The following is a 15,071-nucleotide window of genomic DNA, read 5'->3' on the forward strand; positions in this document are numbered from 1 at the left end:
CCGCGCCTGGGAGGCTGGACCGGGGCCGGAGCCGGTCATCGGGGGGCGGACGACGCGGCTGGGGGGGCAGCTGTCCTATCGGCTCCGGATGAGCGGACCTGATAGCCCATCCGGACTATTTCTGCGGAGCCGCGTCGCTGGCAGACTCTTCCTGGAGCAGGACCGGACCCGAGACCGGTCCTGTTTCCACGTCCGGGCCCGGTAGTGCCGGCTCAGTGCGACGGCATCGCCATCCCGTGGCCGGGGTCGTCGCTCATGTCGGTCGAGTGCTGCGCCAGCATCGCCGCGTTCATCGCCCGCAGCGACCTGGCGGTGGCGGCCGAGGGCCTGCCCGAGCGGGTGATGTCGATGATGCCCATCATCCCGCCGTCCTCGTGGGCCAGGATGTGGCAGTGGAAGACGGTGGCTCCCACGAAGCGCGTGAAGTGCATGCGGATCCGCACCACTCCGCGGGACGGCAGAGCTACGACGTCCTGCTCGCTGCGCGCCTGGTAGGGCGTGCCGTTGACCGACATGACCTCGAAGTCGTTCACGTGGATGTGGAAGGGGTGCTCCTCGCGCGAGGTGTTCCGGATCACCCACTCCTCGGTCGTGCCCAGCTTCGCCACGTAGTTCACGTGCTGGGCGTCGAACTGCCTGCCGTTGATGAAGAACTGGTTGGTCCTCGGGTTCTCGCTGAACACCAGGTGCCGGGTCCGGTCGACGCGGTCGGTGGCCAGCGGCGAGACGGGGCCCAGCGTCGTCGGCCAGGCGACGTCGGCGACCGGGGAGCCGTGGACCTCGAAGGTCGCCAGCCGCCGCGCCGGGTAGTCGTCGCCGGCCGGCCCGGTGCTGTACCTCAGGGTGCGCAGGGCGAAGGTGCCGGTCCTGGGCCACCGGACCAGGACGTCGTACCGCTTGCCGGGCGGCAGCACGAGCTGGTCGGCCGTCCAGACCTGGGCCACCGGGTTCGCGTCCTCGGCGATCACGTGGAACTGTGCACCGGCGAGCCGCAGCCGGTACCAGATGTCGGCGCCGATGTTCGCCAGCCGCAGCAGCTCGGTCCGGTTCGTGCGCACCTGCAGCACCGGATCCACCTGACCGTTCACGGTCCGGGTCGTCGGCGCGTCGGAGTCGATGCCGTGCCGCACGATGGCGCCCCGCTTCACCTGCAGGTCCTTGAGGGCCAGGAGCCGGTCGGGGACGTCGCGCAGCGGCTGCGGCAGCCGCTGCTGGAGGCCCTCGACGATCAGCACCCCGGACAGCCCCGCGAAGACCTGCTCCTCGACCAGCCCGTGCAGGTGGGTGTGGTACCAGTAGGTGCCCGGGTCGACGATGCGCGGCAGCTTGAGGACGAAGTCGTTGTCGCTGTGCGCCTTCATGGTGCGCAGCACGTTGTCCGAGATCCCGATCGGGGAGACGTACATCCCGTGGCTGTGCAGGTTGGTGGGCTCCCCGAGCTCGTTGCGGAGGTGGATCCGCACGGTGTCACCGGGCCGCACCCGGAGCGTCGGCCCCATGAACCCGCCCTGGTAGGTGAGCCCTCGCACCCGCTTCCCCGCCACGCGGAAGGTCTTCGGCCGGACCGTGAAGGTCGTCTCCAGCAGACCGTGCACGGAGCGGATCACCGGTGGGGGAGCGTACGGCCGGTACTGCTCGGCCGGGAAGGTCGTCGGGACCGGGGGGACGCCCGTCCCGGCGGAGCTCCGGGTCGCGGAGGACGGGTCCTGGCGGGTCATCGCCAGCCCCGCGGCGGCGACGAGGACGAGGACGACGGCGATCTCGCCGAGCTTGAACCACGGTGGACGCATCAGGAACCCCTCGGTCTTGGTTTCCGATCTCCCGTCACCGTAGGCCCGGCTCGGGGGGGACGCGACAGGCACCGCCCGGGCCACTTCCGGCTAGCGCGTCCGACCGCGGCAAGAGCCCGTCGGGGCCGGGCAGGGAAAAGGAAAGAGCCCCTCGAAAGGGGCTCTGACCTGCGGTTCTCTGGTGGGCGATACTGGGTTTGAACCAGTGACCTCTTCCGTGTCAAGGAAGCGCGCTACCACTGCGCCAATCGCCCGTAACAACCCGGGACTCCACCGGAGTGGAGTCCGAGTCATCGAGGTGGAGACGGGATTTGAACCCGTGTAGACGGATTTGCAGTCCGTTGCCTCGCCTCTCGGCCACTCCACCACGGAGGCTGCTGACCATCTTCTCCGAGCGGACGACGAGACTCGAACTCGCGACCTCAACCTTGGCAAGGTTGCGCTCTACCAACTGAGCTACGTCCGCATGACCACCCGGTTCGGAAACCCGAACCCGGCGTGCGGTCAGAACTTTATAGGACAACGAGCAGATGACAAATTCGGGTGCATTCAGGCGTGTTCCCGGTCCGGTCGTCGCAGCACGCAGCCCTAGGCTCGGCGCATGCACGCCTGGGTGAACGGCCGACTCCTCGACGATCCGCACGCTCCCGCGATCACGGTGAGCGACCACGGGATGACCGTGGGGGACGGGGTCTTCGAGGCCGTCAAGGTGGTCGACGGGCAGCCGTTCGCGCTGACCCGGCACCTGCGCCGGCTCGGCCGGTCCGCCGCCGGTCTGGGCCTGCCGGCGTTCGACCCGGTCGACGTACACGCGGGCGTCGGGGCGGTGCTGGCGGCCGAGCACCTGCCGCTGGGGCGGCTGCGGATCACCTACACCGGGGGCGTGGCACCGCTGGGCTCCGGGCGCGGGGACAGCCCGCCCACCCTGGTCGTCGTCGCCGACACCCTCAAGCCGGCGCCCGCGGCCACGTCGGTCGTCACCGTGCCGTGGCCGCGCAACGAGCGCGGCGCGCTGGCCGGGCTGAAGACCACGTCGTACGCCGAGAACGTCGTGGCCCTGGCGTACGCCGCCGAGCGGGGCGCCACCGAGGCGGTGTTCGCGAACACCGCCGGGCACCTGTGCGAGGGCACCGGGTCGAACGTCTTCTACGTCGTCGACGGCGAGCTGCGCACCCCGACGCTGGCGGCCGGCTGCCTGGCCGGGATCAGCCGGGAGCTGCTCCTGGAGTGGTACGGCGCCCGGCAGGTCGACGAGCCGGTCGAGGTGCTCGCCGCGGCCGAGGAGGTCTTCCTCGTCTCCACCACGCGCGACGTGCAGGCCGTGACCCGCTGCGACGACCGGGAGCTCGTTGGGCCGGGACCGGTCACCCGGGCGTGCCAGGAGGTCTGGGCGGCCCGCGAGGCCGCCGACGTCGACCCGTGACCGGTCAGGACACGGCGGCGCGCTGCCGCTCGCGGTAGGCCGCGACGTGCAGGCGGTTGCCGCAGGTGCGCGCGTCGCAGTAGCGCTTGGAGCGGTTGCGGGAGAGGTCGACGAGGACCTGCTCGCAGTCGGGTGCCTCGCACCGGCGCAGCCGCTCGCGCTCCCCGGAGGCGACGACGTGGGCCAGGGCCATCCCGCAGTCGACGCTGAGGTGGTCGGCCAGGGAGGCGCCGGGGGTGAAGTAGTGGACGTGCCAGTCGTAGCCGTCGTGGTCCGTCAGCCGCGGCATGACGGTGGCCTGGGACACCAGGGTGTTCACGGCCTGCGCGGCGGACCGGTCGTCGGCCGCGTCGAACACGGCGGCCACCAGCTCGCGCAGCGCCTGCACGCCCCGGAGGTCACGGGTGGTCAGCTCGCCGACGTCGCTGACGTCGTGCCGCACCACGAGCCTCCGGAGCGCGTCGAGGTCGCCGAGGAGCTCGCCGGTCCCGGTCGAGGGCGCGGAGTTGACCAGGTCGACGATGCACGCGAGCGAGCGCTCCGTGTCGTGGCTGAACAGCACCGGTGACCCCCTGTCGTGTTGGTCCTCCCAGCCAACACTGCCACACGGCCAGGGGTCGCTCAGGCGGCCTCGGCCGCGAAGATCGCCGCGATGGTGGCCTCCACGTCGACGTGCGTGGACTCCTCGCCCGGCTTGACGGCGCGCGCCATGCGGTCGACGAACGAGCTGAGGTCGGTGGTGCGGGCCTGCACGAGCGCCTCGCCGTCCGGTGAGCAGAGCTCGATGATCACGACGGCTCGACCCTCGGCGTCCAGGCACGGCCAGACGTGGACGTCGCCGTCACCAGACGGCTCGTAGAGGCCGTCGCTGAGCAGCTGGCGACCGAACGTCCAGCGGACGGTGGTCGTCCCGGTGATGAAGACGGTCGTGACGGCGTACGGGTCGCGCGGGTCGTAGTGGAGCTCGGCGTCGATCGGGGTCACTGCCCCGGTCTGGTCGATCAGGTCGAGGCTCAGCGACTGCGTCAGGGTGAGTGGTGCGGTGTTCATCGAAAAGTCCATCATGGCTTTTTGGCCTTCCTCCCAGGTCGTCCCCTCGGACGTGACAAGGAGACGGTCTTGGGTTGGCCGTATGACGGGAAACGAAACAGATTGCTGTGAGTTTTTTTCGGCCGTCCCGGGTCAGGGCGGGGAAGTGTCCGGCTTTGCCGCCAAATCCACCACTTGACCAGACCGGTCGGCCGGTGTGACGCCGGTGACAGCCACCCCGCGCAGCGGCGACCCGGGAGCCATGCGCTAGTCTTTCCGGCGCACCGACCACCGGCACGTCCGTGGTCGTGGAGGGGCGATTGGCGCAGTGGTAGCGCGCTTCGTTCACACCGAAGAGGTCACTGGTTCGAGCCCAGTATCGCCCACCCTTCAGCACCGCGGCCGTCTCCGTCAGGGGCGGCCGTTCGTCATGTCCGGGTGAGCAGCCCAGGTCGCATCCAGCCGGGGGTGTGGTCCGGTCTGCTTGGTGCAGGATCAGGCTACGGCTCGTCAGCGATCTCGCCGCCTGAGACAGGGGAGACAGTTGCCGCTCGGAACGGGGGGAACAGATGTCGGTCTCACCCAGCAAAAGGGTTCAACGTGTCTGGAGCAAGAAGGAGGCGGTGGCTGCCTGGGTCCTCTTCGTCGGGGCGAGTTCGGGCGTAGTGGTGTGGCACGAGCACGGGACCCAGGAGTGGGTGCTCAGTCTGTCCCTGCTCGTTCTGACGTCGGTGGTCGCGGTGCTGGCCGTGTGGGCGGCGGCGATGTCGAGGCGCCGGTTGGGCGCTCGCACGGCGTTGCTGGCCCTCGCCGTGGTCGTTGAGCTCTTCGCTGCTTGGTACATCCTCTGGCAGCCCATCTATGGTCCCGGATCCGACAACGCCGAAGCGCTCGAGCTCGGCGTCCGCCAGCTCGCTCACCTGGACAACCCGTGGGAGGTCACGACACGGTTCGGGAACCCCCTGTCCCCGATGCTCGGCGGATACCTGCTGGCCGCTCCCTTCGTGCTCGTCAGCGGTGATGTCTACGCACAGCCCCTCGTATGGATGGCCCTCCTGGTGTTCGTTCTCTTCCGCACTGCTGGCGTCCACGCAACCCTGGCTGTGTCCGTGCTCTTCCTGTTCTCGCCGCACACTCGCCTCTGGCTTCCGAACCAGAGTGACAACTGGATTGTGGGCGTGGCCGTGCTGCTGACGTCGTGGTGGGGTCTCGGGGCGTTGCGCCGAGGGCGACGACCTGCGGAGTGGGCTTCCGCACTGATGTTTGGCGTGTCCCTTTCGTACCGGTTCACTCTGTGGGTGGCGGTGGTGCCCATTGCCGTCTTCTTCGTCAGGGAGTTTGGGATCCGACGTGCATTCGGGTGGATGTACGTCGCCGGCGCCACTACTGCTGCGCTCTGCTTCGGCCCGCTCGCTTTCGATGCTCAGACCTACCTTTCCGGTCCGTTCGCAGCAGGTGTCGGGAAAGCGACCAGCGGCGGTGTCTCCGTGGGGCCGTGGCTGGTCGCCGTGGCTACACTGGCTGTGTTGGCCTGGCGATCCGCTCGCGTGCGGTACTGGGCCGACGTGTGGAGTGCGGTGTCGATCACGTTGGCGGCGATGATCGCGGCGCTCGCGGTCACCCGACTTCCAGGCGGCGTCGTTGCCGCGGTTGCGAGCTACGAGACGATCGCCTACAACGGCACATGGCTCATCCTCGGACTCGTCTCTCTGGTGCTGCCCCGCGACACCCCGGATCTGTTGGGGGAGGGGCGAGCGAACGCTGGCTTTGCCGGTCGCGCGGCGATCTGACAGCCAACGGGCTCCGGTCGAGGCCGTCTCCGTCAGGGGCGGCCGTTCGTCATGTCCGGGTGCCCCGCCGAAACCCGGGCGCACCGGACCGGGCACCGCGGATACGATCGCACCGTCCACCTCGCCGCCCGTGTACGACGGGCGGCCCCACCGTCCCAGAGGAGTCGAGTCCCGTGTCCGACATCAACGTCACCGTCCTGAACGCAGCCGAGTCCGGCGAGCGCGCGGTGACGACGGGCACCAAGGCGTGGGAGCTCTTCGCCGACGACCCGCAGGTGATCGCCGCACGGGTCGGGGGCGAGCTGCGCGACCTGGCCCACGAGCTCGCGGACGGCGACGAGGTCGAGGGCGTGGCGATCGACTCGCCCGACGGCCGCGACATCCTGCGGCACTCCACCGCCCACGTGATGGCCCAGGCGGTCCAGGAGCTCTTCCCGGAGGCGAAGCTCGGCATCGGACCGCCGATCACCGACGGCTTCTACTACGACTTCGACGTGCCCACCCCGTTCGTCCCGGAGGACCTCGAGAAGATCGAGTCGCGGATGCGCAAGATCGTCAAGGAGGGCCAGAAGTTCTCCCGGCGGCCGGTCTCCGACGGGGACGCGATCCGTGAGCTGGCCGAGGAGCCCTACAAGCTCGAGCTGATCGGCCTCAAGGGCGGCTCCTCCGACGTGGCCGACGCCGCGGAGGGCGCGGGCGTCGAGGTGGGCGGCGCCGAGCTGACCATCTACGACAACCTCAAGCGCGACGGGTCGCTGGCCTGGCGCGACCTCTGCCGCGGCCCGCACCTGCCGACCACCAAGCGGATCCCGGCGTTCAAGCTGATGCGGTCCGCCGCGGCGTACTGGCGCGGCGACGAGAGGAACAAGCAGCTGCAGCGGGTCTACGGCACCGCCTGGGAGTCCAAGGAGGCGCTCGAGGCGCACCTGCACCGGATCGAGGAGGCCGAGCGCCGCGACCACCGCAAGCTCGGCCGGGACCTGGACCTCTACTCCTTCCCCGACGAGCTCGGCTCCGGGCTGCCGGTCTTCCACCCGAAGGGCGGCGTGGTCAAGCGCGAGATGGAGGACTACGTCCGCCGGCGGCACATCGAGGAGGGGTTCTCCTACGTCGGGACGCCGCACATCTCCAAGGAGGGGCTGTTCCACCTCTCCGGGCACCTGCCGTACTACGCCGACGGCATGTTCCCGCCCATGGAGATGGAGGGCAGCAGCTACTACCTCAAGGCGATGAACTGCCCGATGCACAACCTGATCTTCCGCTCGCGCGGGCGGTCCTACCGCGAGCTGCCGCTGCGGCTGTTCGAGTTCGGCTCGGTCTACCGGTTCGAGAAGTCCGGCGTCGTGCACGGCCTGACCCGGGTCCGCGGGATGACCCAGGACGACTCGCACTCCTACGTGACCGCCGAGCAGGCACCCGGCGAGATCAAGCACCTGCTGGACTTCGTGCTGAGCCTGCTCAAGGACTTCGGGCTCGACGACTTCTACCTCGAGCTGTCCACCCGGGACGACACCTCCGACAAGTTCGTCGGCTCCGACGAGGACTGGGCGGAGGCGACCGCCGTGCTGGAGAAGGTGGCCACCGACTCCGGCCTCGAGCTGGTCCCGGACCCGGGCGGCGCCGCCTACTACGGTCCGAAGATCTCAGTGCAGACCCGGGACGCGATCGGCCGCACCTGGCAGATGTCGACCATCCAGTACGACTTCAACCAGCCCAAGGGCTTCGACCTGGAGTACCAGGCCGCCGACGGCACCCGCCAGCAGCCGGTGATGATCCACTCCGCGAAGTTCGGCTCGATCGAGCGGTTCATCGGGGTGCTCGTCGAGCACTACGCCGGCGCCTTCCCGCCCTGGCTCGCCCCGGTGCAGGTGCAGGCGATCCCGATCGCGGAGCGGCACAACGACTACCTGTACGACGTCGCCGCCCGGCTCGCGAAGCAGGGGATCCGCGTGGAGGTCGACGAGTCCGACGACCGGATGCAGAAGAAGATCCGCAACGCACAGCTGCAGAAGGTGCCGTTCATGCTGATCGCCGGCGACAACGACGTGGAGGCCGGCGCGGTCAGCTTCCGCTACCGCGACGGGCACCAGGAGAACGGCGTCTCGGTGGAGGACGCCATTGCCCGGGTCGTCGAGGCCGTGCAGTCCCGGGTCCAAGTGTGAAAACCACCCCACGAGAATGCTCGCTGCGCTCCGCTTCCCGCAGGGGCCCCGGATGAGCGAGTCCTTCACCCAGGACGGCGCGGGGGAGGCCGACGACCTCGACCGGCTGTGGACCCCGCACCGGATGGCCTACATCAAGGGCGAGAACAAGCCGGCCGACGCGTCGTCGGGGGAGTGCCCGTTCTGCCGGATCCCGACCCTGGAGGACGCCGAGGGCCTGGTCGTGCACCGCGGCGAGGCGACGTTCGTGGTGCTCAACCTCTACCCGTACACCCCCGGGCACGTGATGGTCTGCCCCTACCGGCACGTGGCGGACTACCCCGACCTGGACGCGGCGGAGACGGCCGAGGTGGCGGCGTTCACCAAGACCGCGATGCGCACGATCAAGCGGGTCAGCGGTGCGCACGGCTTCAACATCGGCATGAACCAGGGCTCGGTCGCCGGCGCCGGCATCGCCGCGCACCTGCACCAGCACGTCGTACCCCGGTGGGGCGGCGACCAGAACTTCATGCCGATCATCGGCCGGACCCGCACTCTGCCCCAGCTGCTCACCGACACCCGGGACCTGCTGGCCAAGGCGTGGGGCGACTGACCGAGCGTATGGTTCAACGATCACCGACCTGCAGGAGCGCAGCGTGACCAAGATCGACCTCGACGCCCTGGCCCAGGAACGTGCGCGGATCCGCGAGGCGTACCTCGTCCCGCTCGACCGGCGGCCCGCCTCGACGGCCCGCGGCCTGCACCACACCGCGCTGCTGTGCTCCGACGTCGAGCGCACCGTGCGCTTCTACCAGGACGTGCTCGGGTTCCCGCTCACCGAGATCGTGGAGAACCGGGACTACGCCGGGTCGAGCCACTTCTTCTTCGACATCGGGCACGGCAACCTGCTGGCGTTCTTCGACCTGCCCGGCCTCGACCTGGGCGCGTACGCCGAGGTGCTCGGCGGTCTGCACCACCTGGCGATCTCGGTGGACCCCGAGCTCTGGGGCGCGCTGCGCGAGCGGCTCGAGGAGGCCGGCGTGGAGCACGAGGTGGAGAGCGGCACGTCGATCTACTTCCGCGACCCCGACGGCGCGCGGCTGGAGCTGATCGCCGACCCGCTCGGCGAGATGTACGGGCTGAAGGTCCTCTGAGCCACGGCGTGGTCGGGGGCGGGCGCGCCAGCCGCTAGCCTTCTCTCGCCATGATGGAACGTTTCCGCGCCTTCTGGACGAAGGTCTTCTCGCCCGTAGCCCGGCTGTTCCTGCGCCTGGGCATCAGCCCCGACGCCGTGACCATCGTCGGGACGGTCGGCGTCTGCGCCGGCGCCCTGGTGTTCTTCCCCCAGGGGGAAGCTGCTGATCGGGGTGCTGGTGATCACCGCCTTCGTGTTCTCCGACCTCGTGGACGGGCACATGGCCCGGCTCAGCGGCACCTCGTCCAAGTGGGGCGCCTTCCTGGACTCCACGCTGGACCGGTTCGGGGACGCCGCGATCTTCGCCGGGCTGGCGTTCTACTACGTCGGCCCCGGGGACTCCGAGCCGCTGATGGCGCTGGCGATGTACTGCCTGGTGATGGGCTCGGTGACGTCCTACGCCCGGGCCCGCGCCGAGTCGCTCGGCATGCAGGCCAAGGGCGGCATCGCCGAGCGCGCCGACCGGCTGGTCGCGATCCTGGTGATGACCGGGCTCTCCGACATCTTCGACCTGCCCGTCCTCATCCCGGTCACGCTGGGTGCGCTCGCCGTCGCGAGCACCGTCACCGTGGTGCAGCGGATGCTGATGGTCCGGGACCAGGCCAAAGAAGCGGTCTGATGGCCGGGCGTCCCTCGGGCCTGCTGCGGGGGGCCTCGCGCGCCGCGTCGGCCGCCGGCGACCAGGTCACCACGGTCGGCTACCTGTCCGGCTGGCGGCTCGTGCGGCTGCTGCCGGAGCGGGCGGCGCTCGCGGTGTTCCGGCGGATCGCCGACGAGATCTTCCGGCGGGACGGCACGGGCGTGCACCGGCTGCGCGCCAACCTGCACCGGGTCCGCCCCGACCTGGCCGACGACGAACTCGACGCGCTGACCCACGAGGCGGTCCGGTCCTACCTGCGCTACTGGTGCGAGTCGTTCCGGCTCCCCGCGTGGCCGATCGAGGACGTCGTACGACGGACGCGGACCCGCGGCGAGCACCACCTGCGCGACGCCTACGCGCAGGGCCGCGGGGCCGTCGTACCCCTGCCGCACATGGCCAACTGGGACTGGGCCGGGGCGTGGGCGTGCGCCACCGGGATGCCGCTGGTGACGGTGGCCGAGCGGCTCGAGCCGGAGCGGCTGTACGACGAGTTCGTGGCCTTCCGCACCACGCTGGGCATGGAGATCCTGCCGCTGACCGGCGGGGAGGCGACGCTGCCGCGGCTGGAGGCCTGGGTGCGCGACGGGGGACTGGTGTGCCTGCTGGCCGACCGCGACCTGTCCCGCACCAGCGTCGAGGTCGACCTGTGCGGAGCCCGCGCCCGGATGCCGCGGGGACCGGCGCTGCTGGCCCGGCGGACCGGTGCGCCGCTGCTGCCGGTGACCCTGCACTACACCGGCGACGAGATGACGATCACGTTCTCGCCGCCGGTGCCGCACGCCGACGGCGACGCGGGCCTGGTGGCCATGATGCAGGGCGTCGCGGACGCGTTCACCGCGGGCCTGCGCGAGCACCCCCAGGACTGGCACATGATGCAGAAGGTGTTCGTCGAGGACCTGGACCCGGGCCGGTGAAGGTCGGCATCGTCTGCCCCTACTCCCTCGACGTGCCCGGAGGCGTGCAGAACCACGTCAAGGACCTCGCCGAGGCGTTGATCGCGCTCGGCCACGACGTCTCGGTGCTGGCGCCCAGCGAGAGCGACGGCCTGCCGCCGTACGTCGTGCCGGCCGGTCGCGCGGTGGCGGTGCCCTACAACGGCTCGGTGGCGCGGATGTCGTTCGGGCCGGTGGTCGCGGCGCGCACCCGGCGCTGGCTGCACGACGGCGCGTTCGACGTCCTGCACCTGCACGAGCCGGCCACCCCCAGCCTGTCGCTGCTCGCGCTGTGGCAGGCCGAGTGCCCGGTCGTCGCGACGTACCACTCCTCGAACGACCGCTCCCGCGCGCTCTCCGCGTCCGCGGCGATCCTGCGGCCGTCGCTGGAGAAGATCAGCGCCCGGATCGCGGTCTCGGAGTACTCCCGCGGCACCCAGGTCAGCCACGTCGGCGGCGAGCCGGTGGTGATCCCCAACGGCCTGTACGTCGACCGCTTCGCGCACGCCGAGCCGCGGGAGGAGTGGCGCGGGTCCCAGGGCACGGTGGCGTTCGTGGGCCGGTTCGGGGAGCCGCGCAAGGGGTTCCCGCTGCTGAGCCGGGCGTTCGCCCGGCTGGCCGCCGAGCGCCCCGGCCTCCGGTTGCTGGTCGTCGGCGGCGGCGACGTGGACGAGGCCCGGGCGCTGCTCCCGGAGGCCGTGCGCGACCAGGTGACCTTCCTCGGCCGCGCCTCCGACGAGGACAAGGCCGCCGCCCTGCGCACCGCGGACGTCTACGTCGCGCCGAACACCGGCGGCGAGAGCTTCGGGATCATCCTGGTCGAGGCGATGGCGGCCGGTGCCACGGTGCTGGCCAGCGACATCCCGGCCTTCCGGCGGGTCGTCGAGGACACCGCGGGCGTGCTGTTCGCCTCCGGGGACGTCGACGACCTGGCCGCCGGGCTCGCCGCGCTGCTCGACGACCCCGCGCGACGGGCCGCGCTGGACGCCGCCGCCCGGACCGCCGTCCGTCGCTACGACTGGTCCTCGGTGGCCGGACAGATCCTGCGCGTCTACGAGACCGTCGTCGCGGGCGGCGTGTGATGGCGCCCTGGTGGCTGCTGCTGGTGGTCGCGGTCCTCGTCGCCGGCGGGCTGTGGCTGAGCTGGACCGCGAACCGGCTGGACCGGATGCACCACCGCATCGACGTGGCCCGGGCGACCCTGGACGCCCAGCTGCTGCGCCGGTCCGGGGCCACGCTCGAGCTGGCCTCCTCGGAGGTGCTCGACCCGGCCAGCCGGCTGGTGCTGCTCGACGCCGCCTCGCAGGCCCGCAACGCCGGGCTCGAGGACTTCGAGACGGCCGAGTCGGCGCTGTCCCAGGCGCTGCGGGCGGTGTTCGCCGACGGGCCCGCGGTCCAGGCCCTGCGCGACGACCCCGCCGTCGCGCCGCTGGTCGACGAGCTCGCGCGCGACTGCGCCCGGGTGGAGCTCGCCCGGCGGTTCCACAACGACGTGGTGGTCTCGGCGCGGGCGCTGCGCTCCCGCCGCCGGGTGCGCTGGCTGCACCTCGCGGGACGGGCCGCCGACCTGCGCGCCGTCGACCTGGACGACGTACCCCCGCCGGGGCTGCGCGCGGACTGATCCGGATGGGGGCCCGGGCGCCCCGGGCCGTAGGCTGGTGGCATCCACCACTCTTTCGGGTGGGCCGACCGCGCCCACCCGGCAACGTAGAAGGTCTGACAGTGACGAACCCCAGCACCGAGAACGGCACGACCGGCACCGGCACCGCCGGCGTGAAGCGCGGCATGGCCGAGATGCTCAAGGGCGGCGTGATCATGGACGTGGTCACCGCCGAGCAGGCCAAGATCGCCGAGGACGCCGGCGCGGTCGCCGTGATGGCGCTCGAGCGGGTCCCCGCCGACATCCGCGCCCAGGGCGGCGTCTCCCGGATGAGCGACCCGGACATGATCGAGAGCATCATCGAGGCCGTGTCCATCCCGGTGATGGCCAAGGCCCGGATCGGGCACTTCGCCGAGGCGCAGGTGCTGCAGAGCCTCGGGGTGGACTACATCGACGAGTCCGAGGTGCTCACCCCGGCCGACTACGCGAACCACATCGACAAGCTGGCGTTCACGGTGCCGTTCGTGTGCGGCGCGACCAACCTCGGCGAGGCGCTGCGCCGGATCACCGAGGGGGCGGCGATGATCCGCTCCAAGGGCGAGGCCGGCACCGGCGACGTGTCCAACGCGGTCACCCACATGCGCACCATCCGTGCCGAGCTGCGCCGGCTGCACGGCATGGAGAAGGACGAGCTGTACGTCGCGGCCAAGGAGCTCCAGGCGCCGTACGCCCTGGTCCGCGAGGTCGCGGAGGCCGGCAAGCTGCCGGTCGTGCTGTTCACCGCCGGCGGCATCGCCACCCCCGCCGACGCCGCGATGATGATGCAGCTCGGCGCCGAGGGCGTGTTCGTCGGCTCCGGCATCTTCAAGTCCGGCAACCCGGCCCAGCGCGCCGAGGCGATCGTCAAGGCCACCACGTTCTTCGACGACCCGGACGTCGTCGCCAAGGTGTCCCGCGGCCTCGGCGAGGCGATGGTCGGCATCAACGTCGACGAGATCCCGCAGCCGCACCGGCTCGCCGAGCGCGGCTGGTAGGTCGTCTCCTTGAGCACACCGGTCATCGGGGTCTTCGCGCTGCAGGGGGACGTCCGCGAGCACCTGACGATGCTGGAGCGCAGCGGCGCGCGTGCGGTCAAGGTGCGCCGCCCCACGGAGCTCGACGCGCTCGACGGCATCGTGGTGCCCGGCGGCGAGTCGACCACGATGGACAAGCTGGCGCGCGCCTTCGACCTGTTCGACCCGCTCCGGGCCGCGCTGCGCGACGGGCTGCCCGCGTTCGGCACCTGCGCCGGGATGATCATGCTGGCCGACCGCATCGAGGGCGGCACCGCCGACCAGGAGACGCTCGGCGGTCTCGACGTCGTCGTGCGGCGCAACGCGTTCGGCCGGCAGGTCGACTCCTTCGAGGCCGACCTCGACGTGGAGGGCCTCGACGAGGGCTTCCACGCGATGTTCATCCGGGCGCCCTGGGTGGAGAAGGTCGGCCGGGACGTGCGGGTCGTCGCCACGGTGTCCTCGGGAGCGGCCATGGGTAGGATCGTGGCGGTCCGGCAGGCGAACCTCCTCGCCACGTCGTTCCACCCCGAGATCACCGGCGACCACCGGTTCCACCAGCTGTTCGTGGACCAGGTGCGCGGCGCCGGGACGCGAGCCCCACGCTGAAAGGTTGAGGTCCACCTCATGTCTGGCCACTCCAAATGGGCGACGACCAAGCACAAGAAGGCCGTCGTCGACGCCCGTCGCGGCAAGATGTTCGCGAAGCTGATCAAGAACATCGAGGTCGCCGCGCGGATGGGCGGGGGAGACCTCGCCGGCAACCCCACGCTCTTCGACGCCGTCCAGAAGGCCAAGAAGTCGTCGGTCCCCAACGACAACATCGACCGGGCGGTCAAGCGCGGCTCGGGTGCCGAGGCCGGCGGCGCGGACTACCAGACGATCATGTACGAGGGCTACGGCCCCAACGGCGTCGCGCTGCTGATCGAGTGCCTCACCGACAACAAGAACCGGGCCGCCATGGAGGTCCGCATGGCGATGACCCGCAACGGCGGGTCGCTGGCCGACCCGGGATCCGTGTCCTACCTGTTCAACCGCAAGGGCGTCGTCGTGGTGCCCCAGCAGCAGGACCCCCAGGCGGTCACCGAGGACGACGTCCTCGAGGCGACGCTGGACGCCGGCGCCGAGGAGGTCAACGACCACGGTGACTCCTTCGAGGTGATCAGCGAGGCCACCGACCTGGTCGCGGTGCGCACCGCGCTGCAGGCGGCCGGGGTGGACTACGACTCCGCCGACGCCTCGTTCGTCCCCTCCATGCAGGTCGAGCTCGACAAGGACGGCGCCGCCAAGGTGTTCCGGCTCGTCGAGGCGCTCGAGGACCTCGACGACGTGCAGAACGTCTTCGCGAACTTCGACGTGAGCGACGAGGTCCTGGAGTCCCTCGACGCCTGAGCCTGCCGCGCCGTCGGGGAGTGTCGTACGCCGGATGCGGTCCGGACTCGGCTAGCGTGGTCCGAACAGGTGTTCGGACGAGAGGCT

Annotated in this window: 14 protein-coding genes, 4 tRNA genes and 1 pseudogene; 13 read left to right on the top strand and 6 right to left on the bottom strand. The window is 70.8% G+C overall.

Translation table 11 applies throughout. The features are described 5' to 3' along the window. Positions 1 to 212: 212 nt before the first annotated feature. The 4 genes from KRR39_RS06160 to KRR39_RS06175 all read right to left on the bottom strand — a co-directional run bounded on the left by KRR39_RS06160 (position 213) and on the right by KRR39_RS06175 (position 2,256). Positions 213 to 1,790 (bottom strand): multicopper oxidase family protein, encoded by a 1,578-nt coding sequence (locus tag KRR39_RS06160; protein ID WP_216941206.1) that lies wholly within the window; start codon positions 1,788 to 1,790, stop codon positions 213 to 215. Between the two features lie 179 nt (positions 1,791 to 1,969). Next, positions 1,970 to 2,044: transfer RNA gene (locus tag KRR39_RS06165), tRNA-Val, on the bottom strand. A 42-nt stretch (positions 2,045 to 2,086) separates the two neighbouring features. Then, positions 2,087 to 2,157, bottom strand: a tRNA-Cys gene (locus tag KRR39_RS06170). Positions 2,158 to 2,183: 26 nt separating this feature from the next. Next, positions 2,184 to 2,256, bottom strand: a tRNA-Gly gene (locus KRR39_RS06175). 135 nt (positions 2,257 to 2,391) lie between these two features. On the opposite strand from KRR39_RS06175, the gene KRR39_RS06180 reads away from it, so the two are divergent. After that, complete coding sequence (locus KRR39_RS06180; RefSeq protein WP_216941207.1) at positions 2,392 to 3,213, top strand: aminotransferase class IV; 822 nt, start codon at positions 2,392 to 2,394, stop codon at positions 3,211 to 3,213. Between the two features lie 4 nt (positions 3,214 to 3,217). Here the strand turns inward: KRR39_RS06180 and KRR39_RS06185 are convergent, their stop codons facing one another. Further along, positions 3,218 to 3,775, bottom strand: a complete 558-nt coding sequence (locus tag KRR39_RS06185; protein WP_216941208.1) for a CGNR zinc finger domain-containing protein — start codon at positions 3,773 to 3,775, stop codon at positions 3,218 to 3,220. A 59-nt stretch (positions 3,776 to 3,834) separates the two neighbouring features. After that, positions 3,835 to 4,263 (bottom strand): SsgA family sporulation/cell division regulator, encoded by a 429-nt coding sequence (locus KRR39_RS06190; protein WP_216941209.1) that lies wholly within the window; start codon positions 4,261 to 4,263, stop codon positions 3,835 to 3,837. A 293-nt stretch (positions 4,264 to 4,556) separates the two neighbouring features. On the opposite strand from KRR39_RS06190, the gene KRR39_RS06195 reads away from it, so the two are divergent. The 12 genes and pseudogenes from KRR39_RS06195 (at position 4,557) to KRR39_RS06250 (ending at position 14,984) form a co-directional block, all read left to right on the top strand. Then, positions 4,557 to 4,628 (top strand) — tRNA-Val (locus KRR39_RS06195). Positions 4,629 to 4,865: 237 nt separating this feature from the next. Further along, positions 4,866 to 6,032 (top strand): hypothetical protein, encoded by a 1,167-nt coding sequence (locus KRR39_RS06200; protein WP_216941210.1) that lies wholly within the window; start codon positions 4,866 to 4,868, stop codon positions 6,030 to 6,032. Between the two features lie 173 nt (positions 6,033 to 6,205). Then, positions 6,206 to 8,194, top strand: coding sequence for a threonine--tRNA ligase (thrS, locus tag KRR39_RS06205; protein WP_216941211.1), 1,989 nt, complete (start codon positions 6,206 to 6,208; stop codon positions 8,192 to 8,194). A gap of 52 nt (positions 8,195 to 8,246) precedes the next feature. Further along, positions 8,247 to 8,786 carry an HIT family protein gene (locus KRR39_RS06210; RefSeq protein WP_216941212.1) on the top strand — a complete coding sequence of 180 codons (540 nt, stop codon included), beginning with the start codon at positions 8,247 to 8,249 and terminating at the stop codon, positions 8,784 to 8,786. A gap of 43 nt (positions 8,787 to 8,829) precedes the next feature. Next, on the top strand, positions 8,830 to 9,327 hold the full coding sequence (locus tag KRR39_RS06215) for a VOC family protein (RefSeq protein ID WP_216941213.1): 498 nt from the start codon (positions 8,830 to 8,832) through the stop codon (positions 9,325 to 9,327). 50 nt (positions 9,328 to 9,377) lie between these two features. Next, positions 9,378 to 9,987, top strand: a pseudogene (gene pgsA / locus KRR39_RS06220) (phosphatidylinositol phosphate synthase). Then, positions 9,987 to 10,922, top strand: coding sequence for a phosphatidylinositol mannoside acyltransferase (locus KRR39_RS06225; protein ID WP_216941214.1), 936 nt, complete (start codon positions 9,987 to 9,989; stop codon positions 10,920 to 10,922). Before pgsA ends, KRR39_RS06225 begins: the two are co-directional and overlap by 1 nt. Beyond that, positions 10,919 to 12,022 (top strand): glycosyltransferase family 4 protein, encoded by a 1,104-nt coding sequence (locus tag KRR39_RS06230; protein WP_216941215.1) that lies wholly within the window; start codon positions 10,919 to 10,921, stop codon positions 12,020 to 12,022. Before KRR39_RS06225 ends, KRR39_RS06230 begins: the two co-directional genes overlap by 4 nt. Beyond that, complete coding sequence (locus tag KRR39_RS06235; protein ID WP_216941216.1) at positions 12,022 to 12,561, top strand: hypothetical protein; 540 nt, start codon at positions 12,022 to 12,024, stop codon at positions 12,559 to 12,561. Before KRR39_RS06230 ends, KRR39_RS06235 begins: the two co-directional genes overlap by 1 nt. Positions 12,562 to 12,662: 101 nt before the next feature. Further along, positions 12,663 to 13,574: a pyridoxal 5'-phosphate synthase lyase subunit PdxS gene (pdxS, locus tag KRR39_RS06240; RefSeq protein WP_216941217.1), complete on the top strand. Its 912-nt coding sequence runs from the start codon at positions 12,663 to 12,665 to the stop codon at positions 13,572 to 13,574. A 9-nt stretch (positions 13,575 to 13,583) separates the two neighbouring features. Next, the gene (gene pdxT / locus KRR39_RS06245; protein ID WP_216941218.1) at positions 13,584 to 14,201 is read left to right on the top strand and encodes a pyridoxal 5'-phosphate synthase glutaminase subunit PdxT; all 618 of its coding nucleotides are present in this window, start codon (positions 13,584 to 13,586) and stop codon (positions 14,199 to 14,201) included. An 18-nt stretch (positions 14,202 to 14,219) separates the two neighbouring features. After that, positions 14,220 to 14,984: a YebC/PmpR family DNA-binding transcriptional regulator gene (locus KRR39_RS06250; protein ID WP_216941219.1), complete on the top strand. Its 765-nt coding sequence runs from the start codon at positions 14,220 to 14,222 to the stop codon at positions 14,982 to 14,984. Positions 14,985 to 15,071 lie beyond the last annotated feature (87 nt).

This window comes from Nocardioides panacis, assembly GCF_019039255.1.
GTDB classification, from domain to species: domain Bacteria; phylum Actinomycetota; class Actinomycetes; order Propionibacteriales; family Nocardioidaceae; genus Nocardioides_B; species Nocardioides_B panacis.

Coding starts and splice junctions, on each gene's coding strand:
- KRR39_RS06235 (WP_216941216.1), top strand. CDS start 12,022: ATGGCGCCCTGGTGGCTGCTGCTGGTGGTCGCGGTCCTCGTCGCCGGC.
- KRR39_RS06210 (WP_216941212.1), top strand. CDS start 8,247: ATGAGCGAGTCCTTCACCCAGGACGGCGCGGGGGAGGCCGACGACCTC.
- KRR39_RS06225 (WP_216941214.1), top strand. CDS start 9,987: ATGGCCGGGCGTCCCTCGGGCCTGCTGCGGGGGGCCTCGCGCGCCGCG.
- KRR39_RS06190 (WP_216941209.1), bottom strand. CDS start 4,263: ATGAACACCGCACCACTCACCCTGACGCAGTCGCTGAGCCTCGACCTG.
- KRR39_RS06250 (WP_216941219.1), top strand. CDS start 14,220: ATGTCTGGCCACTCCAAATGGGCGACGACCAAGCACAAGAAGGCCGTC.
- KRR39_RS06180 (WP_216941207.1), top strand. CDS start 2,392: ATGCACGCCTGGGTGAACGGCCGACTCCTCGACGATCCGCACGCTCCC.
- KRR39_RS06160 (WP_216941206.1), bottom strand. CDS start 1,790: ATGCGTCCACCGTGGTTCAAGCTCGGCGAGATCGCCGTCGTCCTCGTC.